This is a genomic window from Pseudomonas chlororaphis subsp. piscium, assembly GCF_003850345.1.
GTDB classification, from domain to species: Bacteria; Pseudomonadota; Gammaproteobacteria; order Pseudomonadales; family Pseudomonadaceae; genus Aquipseudomonas; species Aquipseudomonas piscium.
This window is the reverse complement of sequence record NZ_CP027707.1, coordinates 3741470-3764232: the sequence shown is the minus strand read 5'-3', so window position 1 is coordinate 3764232 and position 22763 is coordinate 3741470. Positions and strand designations below refer to the sequence as shown.

Sequence of the window (22763 nt, the reverse complement as noted above, 5' to 3'; positions counted from 1 at the left end):
GTTGGCAGTGAGAAGCAGGTTCACAACCCCAGCGCCGCGCCGACGTCGTACATGACTTGCAGGCCGACGACAAAACCGTTGCCGCTGAGCTCGCGGGCCTCGGGGTTGTAGAAGTTGTCCGGGTTGATCAGGTACTGCACGCTGGGTTCGAGCGCCAGGTGCCGGGTCAGGGCGAAATGGCCGTTGGCCTCGATGGCGTAGACATTGCGTTCGCCCAGGCTGGGGTCGCCGCCGTTGGCGATCCGCGCCTGCTGCTGGAAGCGCAACTGGTGGTCGTTGAGGCGCAGGTAGCTGGCCTTGAGGTTGAGCTTGTCCTGGGGGCGGTCGAAGGGCGCCAGGTAGGTCAGGCCGATTTCGGCGAAATGGCTGAAGGGCTGCTTGTCGTCGGCGGCCAGCGACAGCGAGCCGAACGCCAGCAAGGCCTGGGGCGCGGTGCCCTGGCCACCGTCGGCCCGCCAGAAGCCTTGCTGGAACTTGAAGAAGGCGCCGCCGGTGCCGTGTTCGCTGGCGCCGGTCAGCGGGTCGTACTGATTGGAGGTGTTGTAGTAGCCATTGAGTTCGTAGTGGGAGCTGTAGGCGCCGTCGTTCTTGCTGCCGATGCCCAGCAGCAGGCTGGTGCCGCTGGCGTCGTCGGTGCTGAAGTCCAGGCCCTTGCGTTTTTTCAGGTAGTCCACCGGGTTCGATTCGAAGGCGCCGGCATGCACATACAAGCCTGGCGTCGGCTGGTACTTCAGGTAGCCGCCCCAGCTGCCGTAGGGCGGCGGCAGGATGCCGGTGGACGAATCGATGATCGGGTCGTTGCAGGTGACCAGGGTTTCGCAGTTGTAGATATAGAAGTAGCGTCGGGCGTTGGTGCGCCCCAGGCTCATGTCGACCTGGCCGTCGAGCCAGGTCTGCTGGTAGGTCAGCAGGCTCAACTGGTTGCTGGTGATGTCGTTGTGGATCGGCGCGCCGGCGAAATAGCTGCCGGCGGCGCCTTGCCAGTTGCGCGAGGTCGGCTGGCCGGTGGCGGTGTCGAGGATGAAGAAGGTTTCCTCGAAATGAACGGCCGCGCCTTCGAGGCCGGCGAGGGTCTCGAGGTCGAAGTCGGCGCCGACGAACAGGTCGCCGCTGTTGCCGAAGCTGTGTTCCCGCGGACCGGTGTCGAGGTTGTTCATCGACAGGCTCCAGAACTGCACATGGGGTCGGATGCCGTAGCCGGCCAGTTGCTCGCCGAGCCCGGCCAGCGGGCCTTCGCGGCTGGGCGTGGGAGTTTCGGCCTGGCACAAAGGGGTGAACAGGACAGCCGCCAGCAGCGGGCACAGCAGGGGAGTGCTTTTCATGGTCGGTACTCGTTTCTTGTTGTTTTTGTGATGAGTCGTTCAGGTCTGTAGCCGCTGCCGCAGGCTGCGATCGGCCCGCAGGGCCGTTGCGGTCTCCAGATCGCCGAAGGCCTTCGGCCTTATCGCAGCCTGCGGCAGCGGCTACAGGGTCACGCCTTGGCCAGCTCGGGGTTGGGATTGACCAGCACCTTGATCTGGCTCTTGTCCCGCAGCAGCGCTTCGAAGCCATGCTCCACCGCCTGGTCCAGGGTCACGCAGCGGGTCACCGCGCGGGTCAGGTCGAGGCGGCCGCTGGCCAACAGCTCGATCAGCGGCGGATAGGCATTGCGATAACCCACGCTGCCGAGCAGGCGCAGTTCGTTGTTCACCAGGTGGAAGGCATCGACGCTGACCTCACCCATCAGCCCCACCAGCACCACCTCACCGCCCTTGCGCAGGGCATGCAGGGCCAGGCTCAGGGTCTGCTGGCTGCCGGCGGCCTCGAAGGCCGTATCGACTCCGCCGCCGCTCAATTCGTGCAAGCGTTGCGGCAGGTCGGCGGCGTGGCCATCGAGCACTTCCTGGGCGCCGAAGTCGCGGGCCAGGCGTCGGCGTTCCGGGCTGATGTCCACGGCGAAGATCCGCTCCACGCCGCGCAGCCGGGCCAGCAGGATCAGCAGCAGGCCGATCGGGCCGAGGCCGAATACCACGCAGCTGTCGCCCGCCAGCAGGCTGCTCTGGTTCAGCGCGTGAAAGGCCACCGCCGCCGGCTCCAGCACCGCGGCCTGCTTGAAGCTCACTGAATCCGGCAGCGGGTGCAGCATGTAGGCCGGCACCAGCACCTGTTCGGCGAAACCGCCGTCGCCCATCAGGCCGATGAAACCCATGGACTGGCAGAGGTTGTACTGGCCGGCGCGGCAGTACTGGCAATCGCCGCAGCGATACTCCGGCTCCACCGCCACCCGGCTGCCGACCTGGACCCGCTCGACGCCCGCGCCCACCGCCAGGACCTGGCCGCAGAATTCATGGCCGAGGGTCAGGGGCGCGCGGCAACCGGACAGCGAGTGGGGCTGCTGTTGCGGGATCGAGTGCGGACCGTCGGCGTATTCGTGCAGGTCGCTGCCGCAGATACCGCAGTAGGCCACCTGGACCAGCACCTCGCCCGGGCCGGGCTGTGGCAGTTGCAGATCGCTCAGGCGCAGGTCGCGGGCGGCATGCCAACGTAATGCTTTCATGGCTGGTTTCCTTGCAGGGCACAAGAGGGGGAAGGTTCAGCGCGGCGGCCGCGGGCCAGGACCGCCGGCGCGGTTTCCTTGAGGAACAGCGCCAACAGCGCGGCCAGCAGGGCGCCGCCGCAGGAGATCCACATCACGATGGACAGGCCGTAACGGTCGGCGGCGAAGCCGGCGATGGTCGGCGAGACGAAACCGCCCACCAGCTCGCCGATGCCCATGATCATGCCCAGCGCGGTGGCCATGACTTCCCGGGGCACGGTTTCCGCCGGGATGGTCGCCATGAACAGGGTGAAGCAACCCAGGCCGGTGTAGGTCAGCAGCATCAGCACGCCCATCAGCAGCGGGCTGTTGGCGTAGAGCAGGGCGATCGGGCAGCAGGCGGCGATCAGCGAGAACAGCACCAGGGTCGGGCGGCGGCCGAAGCGGTCGGAAATCGCCGCCACGCCGAAGCCCCACAACACCCAGGCGCCGCCCAGGCAACTCATCACCGTGCCCATGCTCGCCGGGCTGTAGCCGCGGACCTTGACCAGGAAGGTCGGGGTGAAGGAAATCAGGATCACGAACCAGGTGAGGAACACGCAGCTGATCAGGGTGCAGAGCACGATGTTGCGGCTTTTCAGCAGGGCCAGGCGATTGACCGGCGCAGCAGAACTGTTGTCCGTGATCGGTGCCGGCGGCGCGTCGTTGCGCACAAAGCGCCAGATCAGCAGGGCGATCAGCAATCCGGGGACCAGCGAGACGATAAAGGCATGGCGCCAGCCGTAGGCTTCGGCCAGGGCGATCAGCACCGGCGGGCCGATCACCGCGCCCAGCAGCCCGGCCGCCGAGCCTTGCAGCAGGCCCATGTTCAGGCCCCGGCGATGGGGCGAGGAGGCCTCCACCATCAGCGATTGCGAGAGCGGCAGGATCGGCCCTTCGGCCAGGCCCATGATGCCGCGGAACAGCAGCAGGCTGAGAAAGCCGGTGACCAGCCCCGACAGCGCCGAGCACAGGGAAAACAGGATCACCGCGACGATCAGCAGCGGCTTGCGCTTGCCGCGCCGGTCCGACCAGGCCCCGACCAGCGCGCCGGACACCGCCCAGGCCAGGGCCAGGACCGACGACAGCATGCCCAGGTGGCTGTTGCTCAGTTGCAGCTCGTCGGCCATGAAGGGGAACAGGAAGGACAGGGCCAAACGATCGAAAAAGACGAAACCGAACGTCAGGAACAGCACGCCCAGCAGGATGTTCTCGTAACCGGCTTTATTGTTGTTGTAAGCCATGGTCGTTCTCCGCGGGAGGGACAGGTGAGCTCAGCGAAACAGCGTGTCGATATAGGCCGCGCCGAGGCCGATCTTTTCGTAATGCGCGCGGCACATGGCGATGTAGGAGTGCACGTCGAAATAACCCTCCGGCTCGCCTTGTTCGTCGAGCCAGATCAGCGGGCCCTTGACGATGAAAAACGCGCGCATCGGTTGCTCGTGCTCGTAGGCCACCAGGGTGTGGCCTTCGCCCGGGGTCTCGTAGACGAAGTCGCCGGCGGTGGCGGTCCAGTCGTGCTCCAGGTAGCCCCACTTGCCGGACAGGGTGTAGGCGAACACTTCGTGGGGGTGGTAATGCCGGTTCACCAGCCCGGCGCTGCTGGCCATGAGGATGTCGCACCAGCGGTTCTCGCTCGGCGAGATCCACAGCGGCCGCGAAGACACGGTTTCGGTGAAGGGCACATAGAGCTTCAGGTCGTCGCTGGCGGCATTGGGCAGGTAGACCTCGGGCTTGGCGTCCGGCTTGAAGCAATTGGCGATCGGTTGCAGGTCTTTCCAGAATTCACGGCTGGCGGCTTCGGGCATGGTCGGCCTCTATTCGTTGTGGGAGTCGAGGCGACTTTAGGCGCGGCGCTCAGGCGGGGTTTTATCGAATCGGACGGGATTGTTGACTGGATCGGACGAGGCTTTTCCTACAGGCTTCAGGGACGCTGTTTACCCTGGAAATCGACTTGCACCCACAGCGTTTCACGTTGACAGGGTATAAGGTTCATATATTAATGAACGACCGCGGCCGGTGTGTGCTGCGGCCCCGGTATCCGGTCACTGCCTTGCCGACCGGCGAACTTTCTGCCCATGAGAAGAATAAAAATGTCTCCATGCGCCTTGCTCGAAACCCGGCATGCCTGCACCCAGAGCATCGCCCTGGATCAGCGGCTGGCCTTCTGGGAGGACTACAACGCCTCCACCCTGGTCGGCCTCAAATGCAGCTCTTTTTGTGAAAGCGGTTTTGCCGCCAGCCAGGACAACCTGCAGCTGGAGGGCATGCGCCTGGCGCAGATCGAGGGCAACGAGCACGTGGTCGAGCGTGACAACTCGATGATCCGCTCGGTGCCCAAGGAGTCGGTGTTCGTGTCCTTCGTCACCGGCAGCGGCTCGTTTTTCTATCAGGACGGCGCCTGCCAGTTGCTCGAACCGGGCGAGCTGATCGTCTACCGCACCGACAAACCCTACCTGTTCGGGTTCTCCGGGCCGATGCGCCAGTTCATTTTCGACATTCCCCAGGAACTGTTCGCCGAGCGCTGCCTCAAGCGCTTCGACCGCCCGCTGAAGATCGGCGGACAAAGCGGCGTGCAGCGCCTGTTGCTGCGTACCCTGGGCGAACGCACTCGGGGGTTTTTCCAGCAGCCTTTGAGCGAGGACGCCGATGATTATCAGAACCAGGCGTTGGAACTGTTGGGGAGCCTGATCGCCGGGCAGGTGGGAGAGCGGCGGATCAATGCGCTGAGCGCCTCCTATCTGCTGGCGGCCAAGCAGTGCATCAACGAACAACTGGCCGACCCGGACCTGAGCTGCGAACGGGTGGCCGCGCAAACCGGCATTTCGCCGCGGCACCTGAGCCGGCTGTTTGCCCTGGAGGACACCCAGCCCAGCCGCTTTATCCTGGAAAAACGCCTGCAGCAGGCCCATGACCTGCTGAGCAGCCCACGGGGAGCGGGCCTGGATATCGGCGAAATCGCCTACCGCCACGGCTTCACCAGCCAGGCCCACTTCGCCCGGGCCTTCAAGGCCCATTACGGCCAGACCCCAAGCGCAGTGCGCGCCTCCCAGGCATCCCCCTCCTCGTAGGAGCAGCCGGTCGACGCTCGATTGCTCGCGATAGCCGCGCAGCGGCGATGTACCTGCCACTGCGCGTTATCGTTGTAAATCCATCGCGAGCAAGCTTCGCTCCTACAAGGTCGCTACAGCGCCTCGGCCTGACGGTCGAGCAATTGGCGCTGAAACGCCTGGAACTCCGGGTTCGGTTGCTGGAGCCGGATGAATTCCAGCATCGGGTCGGTCACCGCGGTCTTGACGCCGGCCAGCTCCTCGACCGTTGCCAGCCCGCAGAAGGGCACATAGGCCTCGGAATAACCGCCTTCATGCACCAGCACCAGGCGCCCGTGGCACAGGCGCTCGGCGGCTTCGCGCACCTGGCGGGTCATGGCGCGGAACGAGTCGCTGTGCAGCAGCATGCGCGCCAGCGGGTCGACCGCGTTGGCGTCGTAGCCGCAGGCAACGATGATCAGCTCCGGCTGGAAGCGCTCCAGGGCCGGAATCACGATGCGTTGCAGGGCATGCAGGTAGGCATCGTGGCCGCTGCCGGGCAGCAGCGGGATATTGAGATTGGCCCCCAGCCCGGCGCCGCGGCCGCGGTCCAGCTCGCCGCCGTAGCCGGGCGGGAAGCAGCCGTCCTGGTGCAGGGAAATGGTCAGCACATCGCCGCGTTCCTCGAAGATCGACTGGGTGCCGTTGCCGTGGTGCACGTCCCAGTCGATCACTGCGACCTTGCCCAGGCCGCGCCTGGCCTTGGCCGCCTCGATGGCGATGGCGATATTGGCCAGGAAGCAGAAACCCATGGCGCCGTCGGCCAGGCAATGGTGTCCCGGCGGGCGGGACAGCGAGTAGGCATTGTCGGCTTCGCCGCCGAGCACCGCATCCACCGCGGCCATGGCCAGGCCGGCGGAAAGCCGGGCGATCTCGTAGCTGCCCGGGCCGATTGGCGCTTGCGGGCCGAGTTCGCCGCCACCGGCCTCGCTCAGGGACTTGAAGCGTTGCAGGTACTCGGCGCTGTGCACCCGCAGCAGGTCCTCTTCGCTGGCGGCCGTGGCGCTGCGCACCAGCAATTGGCGGGTCAGGCCGGAGACGTCCAGCAGGCTTTTCAGGCGGCGCTTGGTTTCCGGCGATTCGGCGTGCCCGGCCGCGGCGGGCGGTTGCACCCAGCCGCCCACCGGCAGCGTCAGCGCATGTGGCCCGGCGCTGTGCCAGAGGCTGAGTTCATCGAAGAAAAACGCGGTTTTGCGGGTCATGGGCATCTCCATCTATGAGGGAATCTGTAGCCGCTGCCGCAGGCTGCGATAAGGCCGAAGGCCTTCAGCGATCTGGAAACCGCAACGGCCCTGCGGGCCGATCGCAGCCTTCGGCAGCGGCTACAGGAGTCAGGTGTTCAGGGAATTCAGGGGATTCAGGGGATTCAGGTGTTGCGTCGGCAGCCGAGGATCAGCGCCAGCGACAGCAGGGTCAGGCAGGCGCCGCCGATCAGCAGTGGCTGGAAGCCGCCGCTGCTTTCGATCAGCCGGCCGGCCAGCGCGGGGCCGATGGCCAGGCCGCCGCCGATCACCAGGTTGGAGGCGTTCATCAGCTTGCCGGAGCGGTCGAGGTCGGCCAGGCAGGCGAGGATCAGCGGCAGGATGAAGGTCCAGGTGAACTTGAAGACCAGGGCGGCGAGGGCGAAGCGTGCCAGGGTCGGCGCCCCCAGCAGCAACAGCACCGAGCCGGCCATCAGGCTGTAGCCGAGCAGCAGCAACAGCAGGCGCGGCAGGCGATTGCCGATCAACGAGGCGCAACCGGCGCCGACGATGCCCATGACCGTGGCGACGGCCAGCAGCTCGCCGCTGGCTTGCGCGGAGATGCCGGCCTTGGCGCTGATCGAACCGATAAAGGTCCAGACCCCGCTGAGGCTGATATAGAAACCGAGGATGCCGAGAATGCCGCACAGCACCTTCCACTTCGGCACGGCGGCGGCCTGCTGCGCGGTTTTTTCCGTGGCCGGCGCGCCCTGGGGAAAGTAGCGCGCCAGGGGCAGGCACAGGGTCATCAGCAGCGCCAGCAGCAGGTAGCAGGCCGCCAGGCCGTAGTGCTCGAACAGCCGCGGCAGAATGCCCAGGCCCAGCGCCCCGACCACCAACTGGCCCATGACCCACAGGCCATAGGCCCGGCTGGGGTTGGCGGTGGAGGCGGCGCTGGACAGGCAGATGATCATCAGCGAACCGCCAGCCAGGGCGCTGCAGAAACGCAGGGCCAGCAGCGCGCCATAACCCTGGGCCCAGATCGACAGCAGGTTGGTGACTATGAACAACGCCCCGGCCAGCAGCGCCGCGCGGCGCCAGTCGACGCGCTTGAGCCACCAGAAGGCGGGCAGGGTGGCCAGGCTCATGGCCCCCAGCTCAGTGGAAAACAGGTCGCCGATCTGCGACGGGCTCAGTTGCCATTGGCTGGCCAGTTGCGCGGCCACCGCCGGGGCGGTCATGAGGATGGTCGGGGTGATGGCGGCGAACAGCACGATGGCCGCCAGCAAGGCCAGCGGCGATGCCGTACTCGGCTGATCGCCGGTGAATGCCTGGCTCTTGTCGATCATGGGGGTGTTCATGGTGGGATAGCTCCGGAAAAAGCGCTTCAGAACACGTGGACCAGACGCAACAAGGCGTCGGTGCCGTGGTAACCATTGCGGGTGGCGACGTTTTGCGAGAGGCCGAACATCAGCTGGTTCTGCTGGTCCAGCCAGTGACCGACCTCGAAGCCGACCTGGGTGTAGCGCTTGTGGGTGTCGTCGATGCGCTGGTCGTTGATCCGCAGCTCGCCACCGTCGGCATGGATCAGGCGCAGGGCGCCGTAGGTGCTGGCGGTGAAGTCGTAGGAGGCGAAGGCTTGCAGGCGGTACAGCGGGTCCTGTTTCAGGTCGCTGCCGAAATAGTCGTCGTTCTTGGCGTAGAGCTGGGCTTCCAGGTTGGCTTCCAGCACCCACTTCTCGCCGACGCCCTGGGTGTAGTTGTAAACGAAGGTCGCGCCCCAGCGGTTGGCGCCCGGCGAGACATCCGGATTCTCGCTGTGGTATTCGCCCACCGGCAGGGTGATCAGGGTCAGCAAGCCGCTGTAGGTGCGCGAGGCCGGGTCGTTGATAAAGAACAGGGTGCCGCCGACCTGCGGGTCACCGAAGCCGCTTTCCCCGGTGTGACGGGCGGCGCCGGGCAGGCGCGCGTCGATATCGGCAAAGGGCAGGATGAATTGCGGGGTGCACAGGGTGCCGCAGATATCGGTGAAAAAAACCTGGCGATAGGCCAGGGCGTTGACCTTCAGCTCGGCCTTGCCGGTGCTGTCGGCGGGGCCGTGGAAGTCGTCGGCGCGGGTCGCCGGCAGGTACAGCACACCGAGGCTGGTGCCCGAGGGCGCTCCGAAGAAGTCGCGGGCGTTGAGGTCGGCGGCGCTGGCGTTCAGGCTCAGCAGGGCGCCGGTGAAGGCCAGGGCGGTGCGGCGCGGAAGCGTTCTGGTCATGGGCGTCACGTCTCTTTTTTAAAGTTGTTGTGCGGCGAAAGGCTCGCCGGTACGCGGCAGTGGCTGGAAAAAGGGCAAAAGCGCCCCGTGGCCGTCAAAACGACAGCGCGAAAGTCAGTCAGGAAAGGGGCTAAGCGTCAGTCGGGCGGGGCGTGCAGCAGGTGGGCGATGCGGGTTTTGTCCTTGACCCCGAGCTTGTTGTAGATGGCGCGGATGTGATGGCGCACGGTGTTCGGCGACAGGCCCAGCTCGCGGGCGATTTCCTTGTAGGTCTTGCCTTCGCCGAAGCCCAGGGCCACGTCGTTTTCCCGTGGGCTCAGTTGGGTCAGCAGCGTGCGGCCGCGGGCGGCGAGCAGGAACAGGTCGCCCACCGGCGAGGCTTCGAACTGCAGGTGCCGGCCTTCATAACCGCCATCGACCACGGGCACGGGCAGGCAGGGGCCGCTCCAGTCCGGCCATTCGCCAAGCAGCAGGTCGACGAAGCCGCGTTCGGCGCAGTGCAGGGTGCCGCGCTGGTCGCACACCGCCAGCGCCAGGTTGCGCGGGCTGGTGAGGGTTTCGCGCATGGCCACCAGGGTGCGGATCTGGTTGGCCGACACCGCGGCCACCAGGTGCAGCATCAGGTTGTTCAGCAGCAGGCAGTCGTCGGCGTCGAAGCGCTTGGCGCCGGGGGCGCGATACAGCGCCAGGTGGTCGCTGAGGTGGGTCTGCGGGTCGATGTACACCACGCACAGCAGTTCGCCGATGTTGTAGGTCGTGCCCAGCCAGTTCAGGCCGGGACCGTTGGCCGGGTCGCGCATGTCGACTATCACCGCCTGGCCAGGGTGGGCATGGACCCGGCCGACGGTGACGTCGACGTGCTTGATCGACTGCCAGTCCGGCAGGTAGCTGGGGGGCAGGCGGTGGAGGTAGGAGCTGTGTTCTTCCGGCAGGCCGTCGATCAGCGCGGCGCGGCCCCACCAGGCGCTGTCGAAGGGCAGCAACTGGCCGATGCGGTTCAGCGCATGGCCATGGAAATGTTCGATGTCCTTGTGCTGCGCCAGGCGCTGCAACTCCAGGGTCAGCGAGCTGAAGGCTTGCAGCAGGCTGGCGTGACCATGTTCATGACGGCTCATGGGGTATTCCTCTGTGCGACTTTCTTATTGTTTTCGTCACGGAGTCAGTAGCGACCGGAACGTCCAGGGACGTGGGCAGGGCCTGGGCACGAGTATCGTCGGGTTGGTGGAGGATCGCTATCCTACAGATGCAGGATGAAGGGGGATGGTTTCTGTAGGAGCGAAGCTTGCTCGCGATAGCCGCGCAGCGGCGATACATCAGCCAACGCGCGTTATCGTTGCGGATTGATCGCGAGCAAGCTTCGCTCCTACAGAAGATCAGAAGATCAGAAGATCAGAAGATCAGAAGATCAGAAGATCAGGCCGCCTGGACGGCCCGCTGCAACCGATGGAAACCACGGCTGAAATACACCAGCGAATCGCCGTGTTCGCGCACGCAGATCTCATCCAGCTGCACCAGCATCACCGAGTGGGTGCCGATTTCCTGCACCTCGGTGATCCGCCCCTGCAGGCTGGCCAGGGCACCGTCGAGCACCGGCAGGGCGTCCTGGCCGTCGCGCCAGGGGTGCAGGCTGAAGCGCTGCTCCATCTCCACCCCGGTCATGCCGGCGAAGTGCCGGGCGACTTCTTCGTGTTCGCCGCACAGCACGTTGACGCAAAGTCGGCCGTTGCGCTTGAACACCGGATTCAGGGCGCTGTTGCGGTTGACGCAGACCATCAGGCTGGGCGGGCTGTCGGTGACCGAGCAGACCGCGGTGGCGGTGATGCCGCAGCGTCCGGCCGGGCCGTTGCTGGTGATGACATTGACCGCCGCGGTCATGTGCGCCATGGCATTGCGAAAGGCCTGTTGCTTGGGATCGAGTTGAGTCATGACAGATTCCTCGGGTGAACCCGCGGGCGCCGGCAAGCGCTGGTCGCCCCGCGGGTCATGCAGGTCGGGCGGCGCTTACTGGCGGATGCGGTCGAGCATGTTGATGTCGTCCGGGTTGGTCAGGTGCGGCACCGTCCAGCCGTCGAGGTCGTAGTCGCCGAGGCATTTGTCCACCAGCTCGGTCATGGCTTTCATCGAGCCGGTGGCTTGGGCATGGCGCAGGCACTGCATGCGGATTTCGTCCTGGCTACCGGCATAGTTGATTTCATACAGCTCGTGGCGGCCGCCGAACTCGGTGCCGATGGCATCCCACAGCAGCTTGAGGATCTTGATCCGCTCCTCGTGGCCCATGCCCGCCGAGCCCCGGCAATAGGTGCTCAGGTACTGGTTGAGGACCGGGTCCTTGAGGTCGCGGGAGCCGGACGGCAGGTAGATCAGGCCGCTGGCCACCACCTGTTCGATGATCTTCTTGATGTCGGTGTAGGCCTGGGGCGCCAGTACCCGGTAGGCCTGCAAGGCCTGGGCGCTGGGCAGGAAGGCGCCATTGAGCCATTCGCTGGCGTTGCCGTGCATGGCATCGGTCAGCGACCAGAACAGGTTGCGCCAGGCCACCACCTCGCCGACCTGCGCCTGCACCCCGCGAAACTCCAGGGAACCGGTGCATTGCAAGGCCTTGACCAGCAGGCCGGTGATGAAGTCGAGCTTGACCGCCAGGCGGGTGCAGCCCTGCATCGGGAACAGCCGGCCGAAACCGCCTTGGGGGAACCACTGCCGGCAGCGCTCGAAGTCGCGGTAGATCAGCACGTTTTCCCAGGGGATGAACACCTTGTCCATGATCAGGATCGCGTCGTTCTCGTCGAAGCGGCTGGACAGCGGGTAGTCGAACGGCGAGCCAGTCATGCCGGCCTGCAGTTCGTAGGACGGGCGGCAGATCAGCTTCATGCCGCGGGTGTTCATCGGCGCGATGAACATCAGGGCGAAGTCGGTGTTGTCCCCCAGCAGCTGCGCCGAGCCCTGGCCGACGAAGTTGTAGTGGGTCAGGGCCGAGTTGGTGGCCACCACCTTGGCGCCGCTGACGATGATCCCGCCCTCGACTTCCTCGTCCACCGAAATGAACACGTCCTTGACCTGGTCCACCGGTTTGTCGCGGTCGATCGGCGGGTTGACGATGGCGTGGTTGAGGTACAGGCAGGCTTCCTGGATGCGCTTGTACCAGGTGCGGGCGTTGTCCGCGAACTGGCCATAGAACTCCGGGTTGGCGCCCAGGGCGCTGCCGAAGGCGGCCTTGTAGTCCGGGCTGCGGCCCATCCAGCCGTAGGTCAGGCGCGACCACTCGGCGATGGCGTCGCGCTGCTGGCGCAGGTCGTCGGCGCTTTTCGCCGAACGGAAGAACTTGTGGGTGTAGCCGCCGTTGCCGGTGTCGGTGTCCCAGCACAGCTTGTCCTTGGTCTCGGGGTCGTGCAGGGCGTCGTAGAGGCGCGCCATGGAGGCGGCGGAGTTGCGGAACGCCGGGTGGCTGGTCACGTCCTTGACCCGGTCGCCATAGATGTAGATTTCGCGATCATCGCGCAGGCTGGCCAGGTATTCGGCGCCGGTCAGCGGGCGGTTGGTCTCGGCACGGAAGTCTTCGGGTTTCATCATCCACTCCAGTCATTGTTGTTATGGGTTGTCTTTATGAGCTGGGGCCCATGATGGGCAGGGCGGGGTGGCGACTGAATGGCTTTTCCGGCGAATGAATTGCACTTTTCATGGGGGGCTGGTCATGGGCCTGTTGTATCAGTCCTGAAACACCCACCTGTGAAGAAATTTTTTTTTACAAATACCTGCAAAAAACCTAAAGCGCTGCCGATATCGGTATTAGGGCCACAGACCAACTACAACAGTGGCGCCTACCTGTCAGGCCGCCAGCCGCCGCTGGTGACAGGGTTCAGTGCATGGATGCTCGCAGTCCTCAATTCCCGAGAGTCATCCTATGTCCCTACGTAATATGAATATCGCGCCTCGAGCCTTCCTCGGTTTTGCGTTCATCGCGTTGCTGGTCATCGCGCTGGGTGTGTTTGCCGTCAACCGCATGTCGGTCATCCGACAGGCCTCCCTGGAAATGGAAAGGAACCAACTGCCCAGCGTAGGGTTCCTCGGCAACGTCACCGAAAACGTGCTGCGCCTGCGGATTCTCTCGTTCCGGGTGCTGGTCAATCGTGAACCGGCCGGCCTGCAGGAAGCGCAGACACGCATCGGCGCCCTGGTGGACAAGCTCAAGCAGGCCCAGGCCAGCTACGCCGCCTTGCCGGCAGGGGAAGAGGAGGTGGCCCTGTACAAGACCTTCGCGGCCACCCTGGAAAAGTACCTGCAGGCGCAGAACGACATGATGGAGCTGTCGCGACAGAACAAGCTCGAGGAGCTGCGCACCCTGATCAATACGCGGATCAAGGACGGCACCGACCAGATGGGCGAACAGCTGAACAAACTGGTGGAGATCAACAAGGCCGGGGCCACCCAGGCGTCTAACCTGGCCGGTGAGCATTACCACAGTGCCATCACCGGCATCATCGTCGTGGCGGTGGTCGCGGCCCTGCTCACGGTGGTGCTGGCCCTGCTGCTGACCCGCAGCATCGTCACCCCGTTGAACCGCGCGGTGCTGGCCGCGCAGACCATCGCCGCGGGCAACCTGACCAAGGCCATCGAGATCGACGGCAAGGATGAGCCGGCCCGCTTGCTTGGCGCCCTGAGCGACATGCAGGGCAACCTGCGCAAGACCATCGAGCAGATCTCCGGTTCGGCGACCCAACTGGCCTCGGCCTCGGAAGAGCTCAGCGCGGTCACCGAGGAAGCCTCCCGTGGCTTGCAGCAGCAGAACAACGAAATCGAACAGGCGGCCACCGCGGTCAACGAAATGACCGCCGCCGTGGAAGAAGTGGCGCGCAACGCCGTGTCGACTTCCGAAGCCTCGAACCAGTCGACCCAGGCCGCCCGCGAAGGCCGCGACCGGGTGGTGGAAACCGTCGACGCGATCCAGACCATGACCCACGACGTGCAAAGCACTTCGGTGATGATCGAAGGCCTGGCCACCCAGGGCCGCGACATCGGCAAGGTGCTGGACGTGATCCGCGCCATCGCCGAGCAGACCAACCTGCTGGCCCTCAACGCGGCCATCGAGGCGGCCCGCGCCGGTGAGGCCGGGCGCGGGTTCGCGGTGGTGGCCGATGAAGTGCGGGCCCTGGCCCATCGCACCGCGCAATCGACCCAGGAAATCGAAAAGATGGTCGCTGGCATCCAGAACGGCACCGGCGAGGCGGTGCAGTCGATGCAGCAGAGCAACCAGCGCACCCAGAGCACCCTGGAAATGGCCCGCGCCGCCGGTGTGGCCCTGGAGCAGATCGCCGAATCGATCAACCTGATCAACGAGCGCAACCTGGTGATCGCCAGCGCCTCGGAAGAGCAGGCCCAGGTGTCCCGCGAGGTCGATCGCAACCTGGTGAACATCCGCGACCTGGCCACCCAGTCGGCCGCCGGGGCCAACCAGACCAGCGCCGCCAGCCATGAACTGTCGCGCCTGGCGGTGGATTTGAATGCGATGGTGGCGCGCTTTGTGATTTGAGTTAGGGTTGTTGGAATGCGTGCCCAAGGAGAGCGAGATGCGCTATTCAGCCTTGACCCAACGGATCGCCGGCGAAGGTGCCGCGGCCTGGCAGATTCACTACCGCGCCCTGGAGCTGCGCGAGCAGGGCGTCGATGTGGTGCTGCTGACCATCGGCGACCCGGATTTCGACACCCCCAGGCCGATCGTCCAGGCCGCCATCGATAGCCTGCTGGCGGGCGACACCCACTACTCGGAGGTGCGCGGCAACCGTTCGCTGCGCACCCGCATCGCCCACCGACATGCCACCCGCAGCGGCCAGGCGGTGAACGCCGAGCACGTGGTGGTGCTGCCGGGGGCGCAATGCGCGGTGTTCTCCGTGGCCCAGTGCCTGCTCGACCCCGGCGACGAGGTGCTGGTCGCCGAGCCCATGTACGTCACCTACGAAGGGGTGTTCGGCGCCTGCGGGGCCAAGGTGCTGCCGATTCCGGTGCGCCCGGAGAACGGCTTTCGCGTCGAGCCCTCCGCGGTCGCTGCGCGCATCACACCGAAGACCCGCGCGCTGATGCTCAACAGCCCGAACAACCCCTCCGGCGCCAGCCTGTCCCGGGAAACCTGGCGGGCCCTGGCGCGCCTGTGCGTCGAGCATGACCTGTGGCTGATCTCCGACGAGGTCTACAGCGACCTGCTGTTCGACGGCGAACACATCAGCCCCGGCAGCCTGCCGGGCATGGCCGAACGCACGGCGACCATCAACAGCCTGTCCAAGTCCCATGCCATGACCGGCTGGCGGGTCGGCTGGGTGGTGGCGCCCCAGGCCCTGGCCGGGCACCTGAGCGATCTGGCGCTGTGCATGCTGTACGGGCTACCGGACTTCGTGCAGAACGCCGCGGTGGTGGCGCTGGATGCCGACCTGCCGGAACTGGAACAGATGCGCGAGGAATATCGCCAGCGTCGCGACCTGGTGTGTGCGCAACTGAGCCAATGCCCGGGGCTGAAACCGGTCAAGCCCGATGGCGGCATGTTCGTCATGGTCGATGTGCGGGAAACCGGCCTGGGCGCCCAGCAATTCGCCGAGCTGCTGCTGGAAGGGCACGGCGTCTCGGTGCTCGCCGGCGAGGCCTTTGGCCCCAGCGCGGCGGGGCATATCCGTATCGGTCTGGTGGTGGATCAACAGCGCCTGGCCGATGCCTGCCAGCGGATCGTGCGTTGTACCCAGGATCTGCTCGAAGGCCGATCCTCAAAACGCCGCTGACAGTGTGGCCTCCAAGGAACCTGTAGGAGCGAGGCTTGCCCGCGATGGTCGTTAACGATTACGCGGACCCACTGGATAAACGCGGCGCTCTCAGGTTCATCGCGGGCAAGCCTCGCTCCTACAGGGGGGTGTCAGGCCCGGCGAATGCAGGGCTCAGACCGCAGCCTTGCGGCGTTCCCACGCCTGGGGATTCACCAGATTGGCCGGGCGCTGTCCGGCCAGGGCCGCCAGCAGATTGTCGACGGCGCAGCGGGCCATGGCCTCGCGGGTCTCGAAGGTCGCCGAGCCGATATGCGGGGTGGCCACCACATTGTTCAACTGCAACAGCGGTGAGTCGTGGCCCAGGGGTTCACGTTCGAACACATCCAGCCCGGCCGCGCGAATCCGCCGCTGCTGCAAAGCCTCGATCAGCGCCTGTTCGTCCACCACCTTGCCCCGGGAAATATTGATGAAGATGCTTTCCGGGCGCATCAGGGCGAACTCTTCGCGGCCGATCAGGCCCAGGGTCTGGTCCGTCAGCGGCAGGGTCAGGCAGATGAAGTCAGCCTGTTGCAGCAGTTCCGGCAGGCTGCAGTAGCGCGCGCCAAAACGCTGCTCCATCGCCGGCTTCGGGCTGTTGCTGTGGTAGATCACCGGCATGCCGAAGCCGAAATGACCGCGCTGGGCCAGGGCTTCGCCGATCCGCCCCATGCCAATGATGCCCAGGGTCTTGCCGTGCACGTCGCTGCCGAAATGCAGCGGGCCGATATTGCGGTTCCACTGGCCGGCGCGCACCAGGTTGGCCAGCTCCACCACGCGCCGGGCGCTGGCCAGGATCAGGGCGAAACCGGTGTCGGCGGTGGTTTCGGTGAGCACATCCGGGGTGTTGCTGAGCAGGATGTCGCGCCGGGTCAGGTAGTCGATGTCGTAGTTGTCGACACCCACCGACACGCTGGCCACGGCTTCCAGCTGCGGCGCCAGGTCCAGCAGTTCGGCATCCAGGCGCAGGCTGGCGCCGAGCAGGCCCTGGGCGGCGGGCAGGGCACCGCGCAGCTTGGCCAGGCCTTGGGCGCTGAGGTCCTCGATCAGGGTCACCTGGGCCTGCTCATGCAGGCGGGCCATCAAGGGTGGCGAGAGTTTCTTGTACAGCACGACCTGTTTTTTCATGGGGTTCACCTTGTTCGATTCAGGAATGCGCCAGGCGGCGACGTACCGGCAGCGCGGTGCGGCTGCGGTCGCTGGCGCCCGGGTTGAGAAAGATGGTCAGCACCACCGACAGCAGCAGCGCGCCGCTCATCAGCAGGTAGGAGGCGCCCGGCGAACCGGTGGCGCTGTTCAGGTAGCCCACCAGGTAGGAGCCGCCGAACGAGCCCAGGGCGCCCATGCTGTTGATCAGCGCCATGGCGCCGCCGGCGACGTTGGCCGGGAGGATCTCCGGGACGATGGCGAAGAACGGCCCGTAAGGCGCGTACATGCAGGCGCCGGCGATCACCAACAGGCTGTAGGACCACCAGAAGTGCTCGGTACCCAGCAGGTAGGAGCCGTAGAAGGCGAAGGAGGCGATCAGCAGCGGCGGCCAGACGAAACGCTTGCGCTTCTGGATCCGGTCCGAACCCCAGGACACCCCGAGCATGGCGATCACCGCGGCCAGGTAAGGCAGCGCCGACAGCCAGCCGGCCTCGACCATGTCCATCTGCGCGCCGTGCTTGAGGATCGACGGCAGCCACAGGACGAAGCCGTAGACGCCGATGCTCCAGCAGAAGAACTGCAGGGCGAGGATGATCACCTTGGGCGAGCGGAAGGCCTCGGCGTAGTTCTTCACCACCTTGATGCCCACCTGTTCGGCGGCCAGGGCGCTTTCCAGGTCGTGTTTTTCCTGGTCGCTGAGCCATTTCGCTGCGCTTGGGCGGTCATCGGCCAGGCGCCACCAGATAAAGGCCCAGAGCACCGCCGGCAGACCTTCGATGATGAACATCCAGCGCCAGCTGAAATGCTCCACCAGGTACCCCGAGACCACCGACATCCAGAGCATGGTCACCGGGTTGCCGAGGATCAGGAAGGTGTTGGCCCGCGAGCGTTCGGCCCGGGTGAACCAGTGGCACAGGTAGACCAGCATCGCCGGCATTACCGCGGCCTCGACCACCCCGAGCATGAAGCGGATGGCGATCAGCATGTAGGCGTTGGACACCACGCCGGTGAGGGTGGCCAGGCCGCCCCAGAGGATCAGGCTGACGAAAATCAGCTTCTTCACGCTGTGTTTTTGCGCGTAGATCGCCCCCGGTACCTGGAAGAAAAAGTAACCGAGGAAGAACAAGGCGCCGAGCAGGGACGACAGGCCCGGGGTGATCATCAGGTCGGCGGCCATCCCGGAGGCGGCGGCGAACCCGTAGTTGGCGCGGTCCAGGTACGCCAGGCTGTAGGTGATGAACACGATGGGCATGATGTACCACCAGCGGCGGGTGGCGAGTTTCAGCGTTTGCATAAGGGTGCTCCTGAGCTTGTTGTTTTTGTCGCAACAGGTAATGCAAGGGTTCAGTCGGGTTGAGGTGTCTTCACGGTTTTGTCGCTATAGCGTTTGTACGGTTTCTGGTGTGACGGGCCTGCTGGCGAGCGTTCGCGCGGCGGCCACGGGCAGTTCAGCGCGGGTCGGCAAACCTTCCATGTCGCCCCGGCTCTGCACGGCGCGGCTGCCGATCCAGTTGGCGCGCTGCACCGCCTCGGCGACGCTGTGGTTTTCCAGCAGGGCGCTGATCAGGCCGACGGCAAAACCGTCGCCGGCGCCCACGGTGTCGACCACCTGGGTCACCGGTACGGCCTCGACGAACCCTTCGTGCAACTGGGTGCGGTAGTAGGCGCCATGGGCACCGAGCTTGATCGCCACGGCCTCGACGCCCTGGTCCAGGTAAAACGCGGCGATGTCGGCCGGGTCTTCATAACCGGTCAGCAGGCGGCCTTCGCCCAGGCCCGGCAGCACCCAGTGGGCGAGCACGGCCAGGCGGTTGATCTCGTGGATCATCAGTTTTTCGCTGCCCCACAGGCTGGGCCGCAGGTTCGGGTCGAAAGAGACGCTGCGGCCGGCCGCGCGCATCTTGCTCATCAGGTTGTGGGACAGGTCACGGGCCGAGGTCGACAGCGCCGGGGGAATGCCGGTGGCGTGCAGGTGTCGGGCGCGCAGCAGTTCGGGGGCGATGTCGGCGACGCTCAGGTGGCTGGCCGCCGAACCGCGGCGGAAGTATTCCACCCGCGGATCGTCGCCGTGCTCCTCCAGGGACTTGAGCTGGAAACCGGTGGGATAGCGCGGATCGGTGGCAACGAAGCGGCAGTCCACGCCTTCGGCCTGCAGGCTGTCGACGACGAAGCGCCCCAGGGAATCGGCGCCGACCCGGCTCAGCCAGCCGACCTTGAAGCCCAGGCGTGACAGGCCGATGGCCACATTGCTGTCGGCGCCGGCGATGCGTTTGTGGAAGTGGCCGACCCGGGCCAGGTCGCCGCTCTGTTCGGCGACGAACATCGCCATGGTTTCACCGAACGACAGGATATCGAGCTCAGACATGGGCGTGCTCCAGGCGGGATTGGCCAAGGCGGGCGAGGGTGGCAACGTGTTCGCGGGTCAGCTGCACCAGGTCTTCGCCTTGCAGCGGATATTCCACGGCCCGGGTAACCCCTTGAGTCATGTGCCGCAGCAATTGTTCCCACAGATGCAGGTCGGCCATGCCCGGCGGTATCGCCACCAGCTTGCCGTCGGCGCGCCGGGCCACGGCCTTGCAGTGCACGTAGCCGACATGCCGGCCCAGCAGGCGCGCGGCGGCGGAGGCGGACTGGTCTTGCCACTGCCAGTTGCCGATGTCGAAGGTCATCTGCACCGGCAGGCGGTGGCGCTCGACTTCGGCGAAGAAGCGCTGGAAGGGTTCGATGCGCCCGCCGTGCAGGGTCTGGTCGTTTTCCACCAGCAGTTGCACCGGGGACTGCGCCAGCAGCTGGGCTAGTTGGGGCAGGTCGTTGTGCTCGGTGAAATAGCCCAGGGACACCTTGAGGCTTTTCGCGCCGAAGGCCTCGGCCCGTTGCAGCGCCTGTTCCAGCAACGGGTTGGCCCGGGAACGCCCGGCGACCCAGAGTTCCAGCGGCGAAGAAAACACGCTTTCCAGTTGTCGCTCGCGGGTGGCCTGGGCCAGCTGGGACGGGTCTTCGACGGTCAGCAGCTCTTCGCGCCATTCGATGCGCGACGCGCCGGCGGCGGCCAGCACCTCGATGAAACTGCCCTGGCCCTGCTCACGGACGCGGTCGGCGCCGTAGCTGGAAAGGCTGATGGAAACAGGCGATTTATTCATGGTCATGGCCTCTGAAACCGGTTTCATTTCTTCTCAAAAAAAAGCCCCCCAAAAGAAGCTCATTTCCCTATCTTCATGCCTGCGCCGTTCCCTGTAGCCAGCTGCCGCAGGCTGCGATCGGCGGTGTAGCCGTCGTAACCCGGCCGAAGCGTTTTCCAGGCAGATCGCGGACGCAGGTTTTGCGGCAACTGCGTTGCCAATCGCAACCTCGCTGGCTCGGCAGCGGCTACACCGGCACCGCGATTCCCGGGTCGATCCGTGGTTACAGAGACCCTCGCTGTCGGGTGGAGCCACGGACGATCAGCTCGGCCGGGAAGTCCAGCACCCGCAGCGGCTCGACATCACCGCGCAAACGCTTGAGCAGGCACTCGAAGGCGCTGGCGCCGATGCGCTCGGTGGGCTGGGCGAGGGCGGTGATGCCGGTGCCCACCAGCGGATACCAGTCGAGGTCGTCGAGGGCGATCAGGCCGATTTCGTCGAACAGCGGGCAGCCCAGCTCGCGCAAGGCCCGGGTCGCGGCCAGGGCGGCGACGCCGTTGGCGCAGAACAGGGCTTTCGGGCCAGGGCCGGGGGCGGCGAGGAACTGTTGCAGCTGCTGGTTCAGCGTGGCGCCGGTTTCCACTACCGCGCCTTGCAAGGCCGGGCGCTGCTGGATCTGCGCCTTGAAACTGTTGCTGCGTTCGAGCCGCGAGCTGGTGCCGTCATAGGGTTCGCTGACCAGCAGCAGGTCGCGATAGCCGCGCTCTTGCAGGTGTTCGATGGCGCTGCGCACGGCTTGCGGGTTGTCCAGGCCGACCAGGTCGCTGTGCAACTGCTCGACCTTGCGGTCCACCAGGACCATGGGCATTTCCCGATGCAGTTCGCGCAGTTCGTCCAGATGATGGCCCAGGGTGTTCACGATCAGGCCTTCGATGTTGTACGAGCGCAGGTTGGCCAGGTGCTGGCGCTCCTGCTCGTCGTCGCGGTCGGTGTTGCACACCACCAGGCTGTAGCCGTGCTGGCGGCAGGCGGTTTCCACGCCATGCATCACGGCAATCGAATAGGGGTTGCGGATATCGGCCACCAGCATGCCGATCAGGCGCGTGCGCCCGCGTTTCAGGCCGCGGGCCATCTGGTTCGGGCGGTAGCCCAGTTCGGCTATCGCCTGTTCGATGCGCTGGGCGATGGCATCGGAGAGCAGGGCGCGGTCTTCGCCGATAAAGCGCGAAACGCTGGCCTTGGAGACCCCGGCGCGTTCGGCGACATCGAGCATGGTGACGCGGCTGCGCTGGGCGGCGGAAAAACTGTTCACGGGCGGCGACCTGTCATTGGCGTTCTTGTTATGGGCGTATCCGGTTTCAGGTGCGACGTTCTGCCGCATCGCTGAAACCGGTTTCAGGAAACAGCAAAGCGCTTTCGCCGTCAAGCGCGATCAGCGCCAGCGGGATGAAAAAAATGTCATGCGGCCGACCGTTCGTAGTCTTTTTTTGAGGGACGGGGCGTCTGGCACCTGCGTTGCAGGTGATCGCGGGCAAGCCTCGCTCCTACAGGATTTTGCAAGCGCCTCTTCGGAATGAATTCGCTCCTGCGGGTATGCCGGCTTTTGTAGGAGCGAGGCTTGCCCGCGATAAGGAGCACGCGGTATCCGGATGAGACCTATTCGAGGGCGCGCCGCAGGTAATCGAGCAAGGCGCCATACAGCGCATCCACCTCCGGCGCCAGGCCCCGGGCCCGCAGGCAGCCATGCACCAGGCCGAGGCCAGGGTACAGCTGGCTGTGGCCGCCGGCGGCCAGCAGTCGCTGGTGATACAGCTCGCCGTCGTCGCGTAGCGGGTCGAACTGCGCCAGGGCGATAAAGGCCGCGGGCAGGCCACTGAAGTCCGTGGCCAGCAAGGGCCGGGCATAGGGCGAACGCTGGGCCGGGCCGGGCAGGTACAGGGCCTGGTAGGCATCCAGGTCGTTGCTGCCGAGCAGGGGCGCGTCGGCGCACTGGCTGCGCGAGGGCAAGTCGGCGGCGCCGCCGAGGCCGGGGTACAGCAGCACCTGGGCGGCGGGCAAGGGGTCGCCGGCATCGCGCAGGGCCAGGCACAAGGCCGCGGCGAGGTTGCCACCGGCGCTGTCTCCGATCACCAGTTGCCGCCGGGGATCCAGGGCAAAGGGGCTGGCGCCGGCCTGCAGGGCGCGCCAGACCGCCAGGCAATCGTCGAAGGCGGCGGGGAACGGATGCTCGGGCGCCAGGCGGTAATCCACGGCAATCACCAGCACCTGCAGCTGCGCCGCCAGGTAGGTGGTGATGAAATCGTGGGAATCCAGGTCGCCCACCACCCAGCCGCCTCCGTGCAGGTACAGCAGGCAGGGCCAGCCATCCGCGGGTGTCGGGCTGGTGGGGCAATAGGCGCGCACCGGGACCCCGGCCAGTTGTAGGTCGCTGACTTGCAGGCCGCTGGGGCGAGGTGGGGTGAATGCGCGACACATGCGGCTGTAGCTGTCGCGCCAGCCCTTTAAGCTGTTGTCGGGGCTGGTGAAGCTCTCCGTCCTGGCGACGAAGGCGACGAGTTCGGGGGAGAGCGGGTAGTGGCGCATGGGCGGGGGAGGTCCGTTGTCTGGAAGAGGGGCATCACGAGCAGTCGAG

Annotated in this window: 20 protein-coding genes and 1 pseudogene; 4 read left to right on the top strand and 17 right to left on the bottom strand. The window is 65.8% G+C overall.

Going from position 1 to position 22763, the window contains the following annotated elements; all coding sequences use genetic code 11:
• Nucleotides 1–20 precede the first annotated feature (20 nt).
• The 4 genes from C4K38_RS17170 to C4K38_RS17155 form a co-directional block, all read right to left on the bottom strand.
• Complete coding sequence (locus C4K38_RS17170; protein ID WP_053279416.1) at nucleotides 21–1322, bottom strand: carbohydrate porin; 1302 nt, start codon at nucleotides 1320–1322, stop codon at nucleotides 21–23.
• A 149-nt stretch (nucleotides 1323–1471) separates the two neighbouring features.
• Complete coding sequence (locus C4K38_RS17165; RefSeq protein WP_053279415.1) at nucleotides 1472–2536, bottom strand: 2,3-butanediol dehydrogenase; 1065 nt, start codon at nucleotides 2534–2536, stop codon at nucleotides 1472–1474.
• Nucleotides 2533–3798, bottom strand: coding sequence for an MFS transporter (locus tag C4K38_RS17160; RefSeq protein ID WP_053279414.1), 1266 nt, complete (start codon nucleotides 3796–3798; stop codon nucleotides 2533–2535). Before C4K38_RS17160 ends, C4K38_RS17165 begins: the two co-directional genes overlap by 4 nt.
• 30 nt (nucleotides 3799–3828) lie before the next feature.
• Complete coding sequence (locus tag C4K38_RS17155) at nucleotides 3829–4362, bottom strand: 2,4'-dihydroxyacetophenone dioxygenase family protein (protein ID WP_053279413.1); 534 nt, start codon at nucleotides 4360–4362, stop codon at nucleotides 3829–3831.
• 285 nt (nucleotides 4363–4647) lie between these two features.
• Here C4K38_RS17155 and C4K38_RS17150 point away from each other — a divergent pair, with 285 nt between their 5' ends.
• Nucleotides 4648–5625, top strand: coding sequence for a helix-turn-helix domain-containing protein (locus tag C4K38_RS17150; RefSeq protein ID WP_053279412.1), 978 nt, complete (start codon nucleotides 4648–4650; stop codon nucleotides 5623–5625).
• 113 nt (nucleotides 5626–5738) lie between these two features.
• Here C4K38_RS17150 and C4K38_RS17145 read toward each other — a convergent pair whose 3' ends face one another.
• The 6 genes from C4K38_RS17145 to hpaB form a co-directional block, all read right to left on the bottom strand.
• Entirely contained in the window at nucleotides 5739–6845 is a 1107-nt protein-coding gene (locus C4K38_RS17145; RefSeq protein WP_053279411.1) for a class II histone deacetylase, read from the bottom strand.
• 164 nt (nucleotides 6846–7009) lie between these two features.
• Nucleotides 7010–8173 carry an MFS transporter gene (locus tag C4K38_RS17140; RefSeq protein ID WP_414860349.1) on the bottom strand — a complete coding sequence of 388 codons (1164 nt, stop codon included), beginning with the start codon at nucleotides 8171–8173 and terminating at the stop codon, nucleotides 7010–7012.
• A 38-nt stretch (nucleotides 8174–8211) separates the two neighbouring features.
• The gene (locus tag C4K38_RS17135; RefSeq protein ID WP_053279409.1) at nucleotides 8212–9087 is read right to left on the bottom strand and encodes a transporter; all 876 of its coding nucleotides are present in this window, start codon (nucleotides 9085–9087) and stop codon (nucleotides 8212–8214) included.
• 137 nt (nucleotides 9088–9224) lie between these two features.
• Nucleotides 9225–10202, bottom strand: coding sequence for a helix-turn-helix transcriptional regulator (locus C4K38_RS17130; protein WP_053279408.1), 978 nt, complete (start codon nucleotides 10200–10202; stop codon nucleotides 9225–9227).
• 298 nt (nucleotides 10203–10500) lie between these two features.
• On the bottom strand, nucleotides 10501–11013 hold the full coding sequence (gene hpaC / locus C4K38_RS17125) for a 4-hydroxyphenylacetate 3-monooxygenase, reductase component (RefSeq protein WP_053279407.1): 513 nt from the start codon (nucleotides 11011–11013) through the stop codon (nucleotides 10501–10503).
• 75 nt (nucleotides 11014–11088) lie between these two features.
• Nucleotides 11089–12651 (bottom strand): 4-hydroxyphenylacetate 3-monooxygenase, oxygenase component, encoded by a 1563-nt coding sequence (gene hpaB / locus C4K38_RS17120; RefSeq protein ID WP_053279406.1) that lies wholly within the window; start codon nucleotides 12649–12651, stop codon nucleotides 11089–11091.
• Between the two features lie 334 nt (nucleotides 12652–12985).
• Here hpaB and C4K38_RS32925 point away from each other — a divergent pair.
• From C4K38_RS32925 to C4K38_RS17110, 3 genes and pseudogenes are all read left to right on the top strand, one after another.
• A pseudogene (locus tag C4K38_RS32925) lies at nucleotides 12986–13705 on the top strand (MCP four helix bundle domain-containing protein); the annotation flags it as partial.
• Nucleotides 13706–13747: 42 nt separating this feature from the next.
• Nucleotides 13748–14611: a methyl-accepting chemotaxis protein gene (locus C4K38_RS32920; RefSeq protein WP_394327674.1), complete on the top strand. Its 864-nt coding sequence runs from the start codon at nucleotides 13748–13750 to the stop codon at nucleotides 14609–14611.
• Between the two features lie 37 nt (nucleotides 14612–14648).
• Nucleotides 14649–15845, top strand: a complete 1197-nt coding sequence (locus C4K38_RS17110; protein WP_053279404.1) for a pyridoxal phosphate-dependent aminotransferase — start codon at nucleotides 14649–14651, stop codon at nucleotides 15843–15845.
• Nucleotides 15846–15998: 153 nt separating this feature from the next.
• Here the strand turns inward: C4K38_RS17110 and C4K38_RS17105 are convergent, their stop codons facing one another.
• The 7 genes from C4K38_RS17105 to C4K38_RS17080 form a co-directional block, all read right to left on the bottom strand.
• Nucleotides 15999–16991, bottom strand: a complete 993-nt coding sequence (locus tag C4K38_RS17105) for a 2-hydroxyacid dehydrogenase (protein ID WP_053279403.1) — start codon at nucleotides 16989–16991, stop codon at nucleotides 15999–16001.
• A gap of 19 nt (nucleotides 16992–17010) precedes the next feature.
• Nucleotides 17011–18306: an MFS transporter gene (locus tag C4K38_RS17100; protein ID WP_053279402.1), complete on the bottom strand. Its 1296-nt coding sequence runs from the start codon at nucleotides 18304–18306 to the stop codon at nucleotides 17011–17013.
• Between the two features lie 84 nt (nucleotides 18307–18390).
• Nucleotides 18391–19377: a sugar kinase gene (locus C4K38_RS17095; RefSeq protein ID WP_053279401.1), complete on the bottom strand. Its 987-nt coding sequence runs from the start codon at nucleotides 19375–19377 to the stop codon at nucleotides 18391–18393.
• Nucleotides 19370–20152 carry a sugar phosphate isomerase/epimerase family protein gene (locus C4K38_RS17090; RefSeq protein ID WP_053279617.1) on the bottom strand — a complete coding sequence of 261 codons (783 nt, stop codon included), beginning with the start codon at nucleotides 20150–20152 and terminating at the stop codon, nucleotides 19370–19372. The genes C4K38_RS17095 and C4K38_RS17090 overlap by 8 nt, the downstream gene beginning before the upstream one ends.
• A 262-nt stretch (nucleotides 20153–20414) precedes the next feature.
• A complete protein-coding gene (locus tag C4K38_RS17085; RefSeq protein WP_053279400.1) occupies nucleotides 20415–21443 on the bottom strand; it encodes a LacI family DNA-binding transcriptional regulator in 1029 nt (342 codons plus the stop codon).
• 46 nt (nucleotides 21444–21489) lie between these two features.
• Nucleotides 21490–21666: a hypothetical protein gene (locus C4K38_RS32320; protein ID WP_155772914.1), complete on the bottom strand. Its 177-nt coding sequence runs from the start codon at nucleotides 21664–21666 to the stop codon at nucleotides 21490–21492.
• 121 nt (nucleotides 21667–21787) lie between these two features.
• A complete protein-coding gene (locus tag C4K38_RS17080) occupies nucleotides 21788–22714 on the bottom strand; it encodes an alpha/beta hydrolase (protein ID WP_053279399.1) in 927 nt (308 codons plus the stop codon).
• Between the last annotated feature and the right edge of the window lie 49 nt (nucleotides 22715–22763).

Coding starts and splice junctions, on each gene's coding strand:
- C4K38_RS17110 (WP_053279404.1), top strand. CDS start 14,649: ATGCGCTATTCAGCCTTGACCCAACGGATCGCCGGCGAAGGTGCCGCG.
- C4K38_RS17105 (WP_053279403.1), bottom strand. CDS start 16,991: ATGAAAAAACAGGTCGTGCTGTACAAGAAACTCTCGCCACCCTTGATG.
- C4K38_RS17155 (WP_053279413.1), bottom strand. CDS start 4,362: ATGCCCGAAGCCGCCAGCCGTGAATTCTGGAAAGACCTGCAACCGATC.
- C4K38_RS17170 (WP_053279416.1), bottom strand. CDS start 1,322: ATGAAAAGCACTCCCCTGCTGTGCCCGCTGCTGGCGGCTGTCCTGTTC.
- C4K38_RS17095 (WP_053279401.1), bottom strand. CDS start 19,377: ATGTCTGAGCTCGATATCCTGTCGTTCGGTGAAACCATGGCGATGTTC.
- C4K38_RS32920 (WP_394327674.1), top strand. CDS start 13,748: ATGCAGGGCAACCTGCGCAAGACCATCGAGCAGATCTCCGGTTCGGCG.
- hpaB (WP_053279406.1), bottom strand. CDS start 12,651: ATGAAACCCGAAGACTTCCGTGCCGAGACCAACCGCCCGCTGACCGGC.
- C4K38_RS17140 (WP_414860349.1), bottom strand. CDS start 8,173: ATGATCGACAAGAGCCAGGCATTCACCGGCGATCAGCCGAGTACGGCA.
- C4K38_RS17150 (WP_053279412.1), top strand. CDS start 4,648: ATGTCTCCATGCGCCTTGCTCGAAACCCGGCATGCCTGCACCCAGAGC.
- C4K38_RS17130 (WP_053279408.1), bottom strand. CDS start 10,202: ATGAGCCGTCATGAACATGGTCACGCCAGCCTGCTGCAAGCCTTCAGC.
- C4K38_RS17080 (WP_053279399.1), bottom strand. CDS start 22,714: ATGCGCCACTACCCGCTCTCCCCCGAACTCGTCGCCTTCGTCGCCAGG.
- C4K38_RS17135 (WP_053279409.1), bottom strand. CDS start 9,087: ATGACCAGAACGCTTCCGCGCCGCACCGCCCTGGCCTTCACCGGCGCC.
- C4K38_RS17145 (WP_053279411.1), bottom strand. CDS start 6,845: ATGACCCGCAAAACCGCGTTTTTCTTCGATGAACTCAGCCTCTGGCAC.
- hpaC (WP_053279407.1), bottom strand. CDS start 11,013: ATGACTCAACTCGATCCCAAGCAACAGGCCTTTCGCAATGCCATGGCG.
- C4K38_RS17160 (WP_053279414.1), bottom strand. CDS start 3,798: ATGGCTTACAACAACAATAAAGCCGGTTACGAGAACATCCTGCTGGGC.
- C4K38_RS17100 (WP_053279402.1), bottom strand. CDS start 18,306: ATGCAAACGCTGAAACTCGCCACCCGCCGCTGGTGGTACATCATGCCC.
- C4K38_RS17090 (WP_053279617.1), bottom strand. CDS start 20,152: ATGAATAAATCGCCTGTTTCCATCAGCCTTTCCAGCTACGGCGCCGAC.
- C4K38_RS17165 (WP_053279415.1), bottom strand. CDS start 2,536: ATGAAAGCATTACGTTGGCATGCCGCCCGCGACCTGCGCCTGAGCGAT.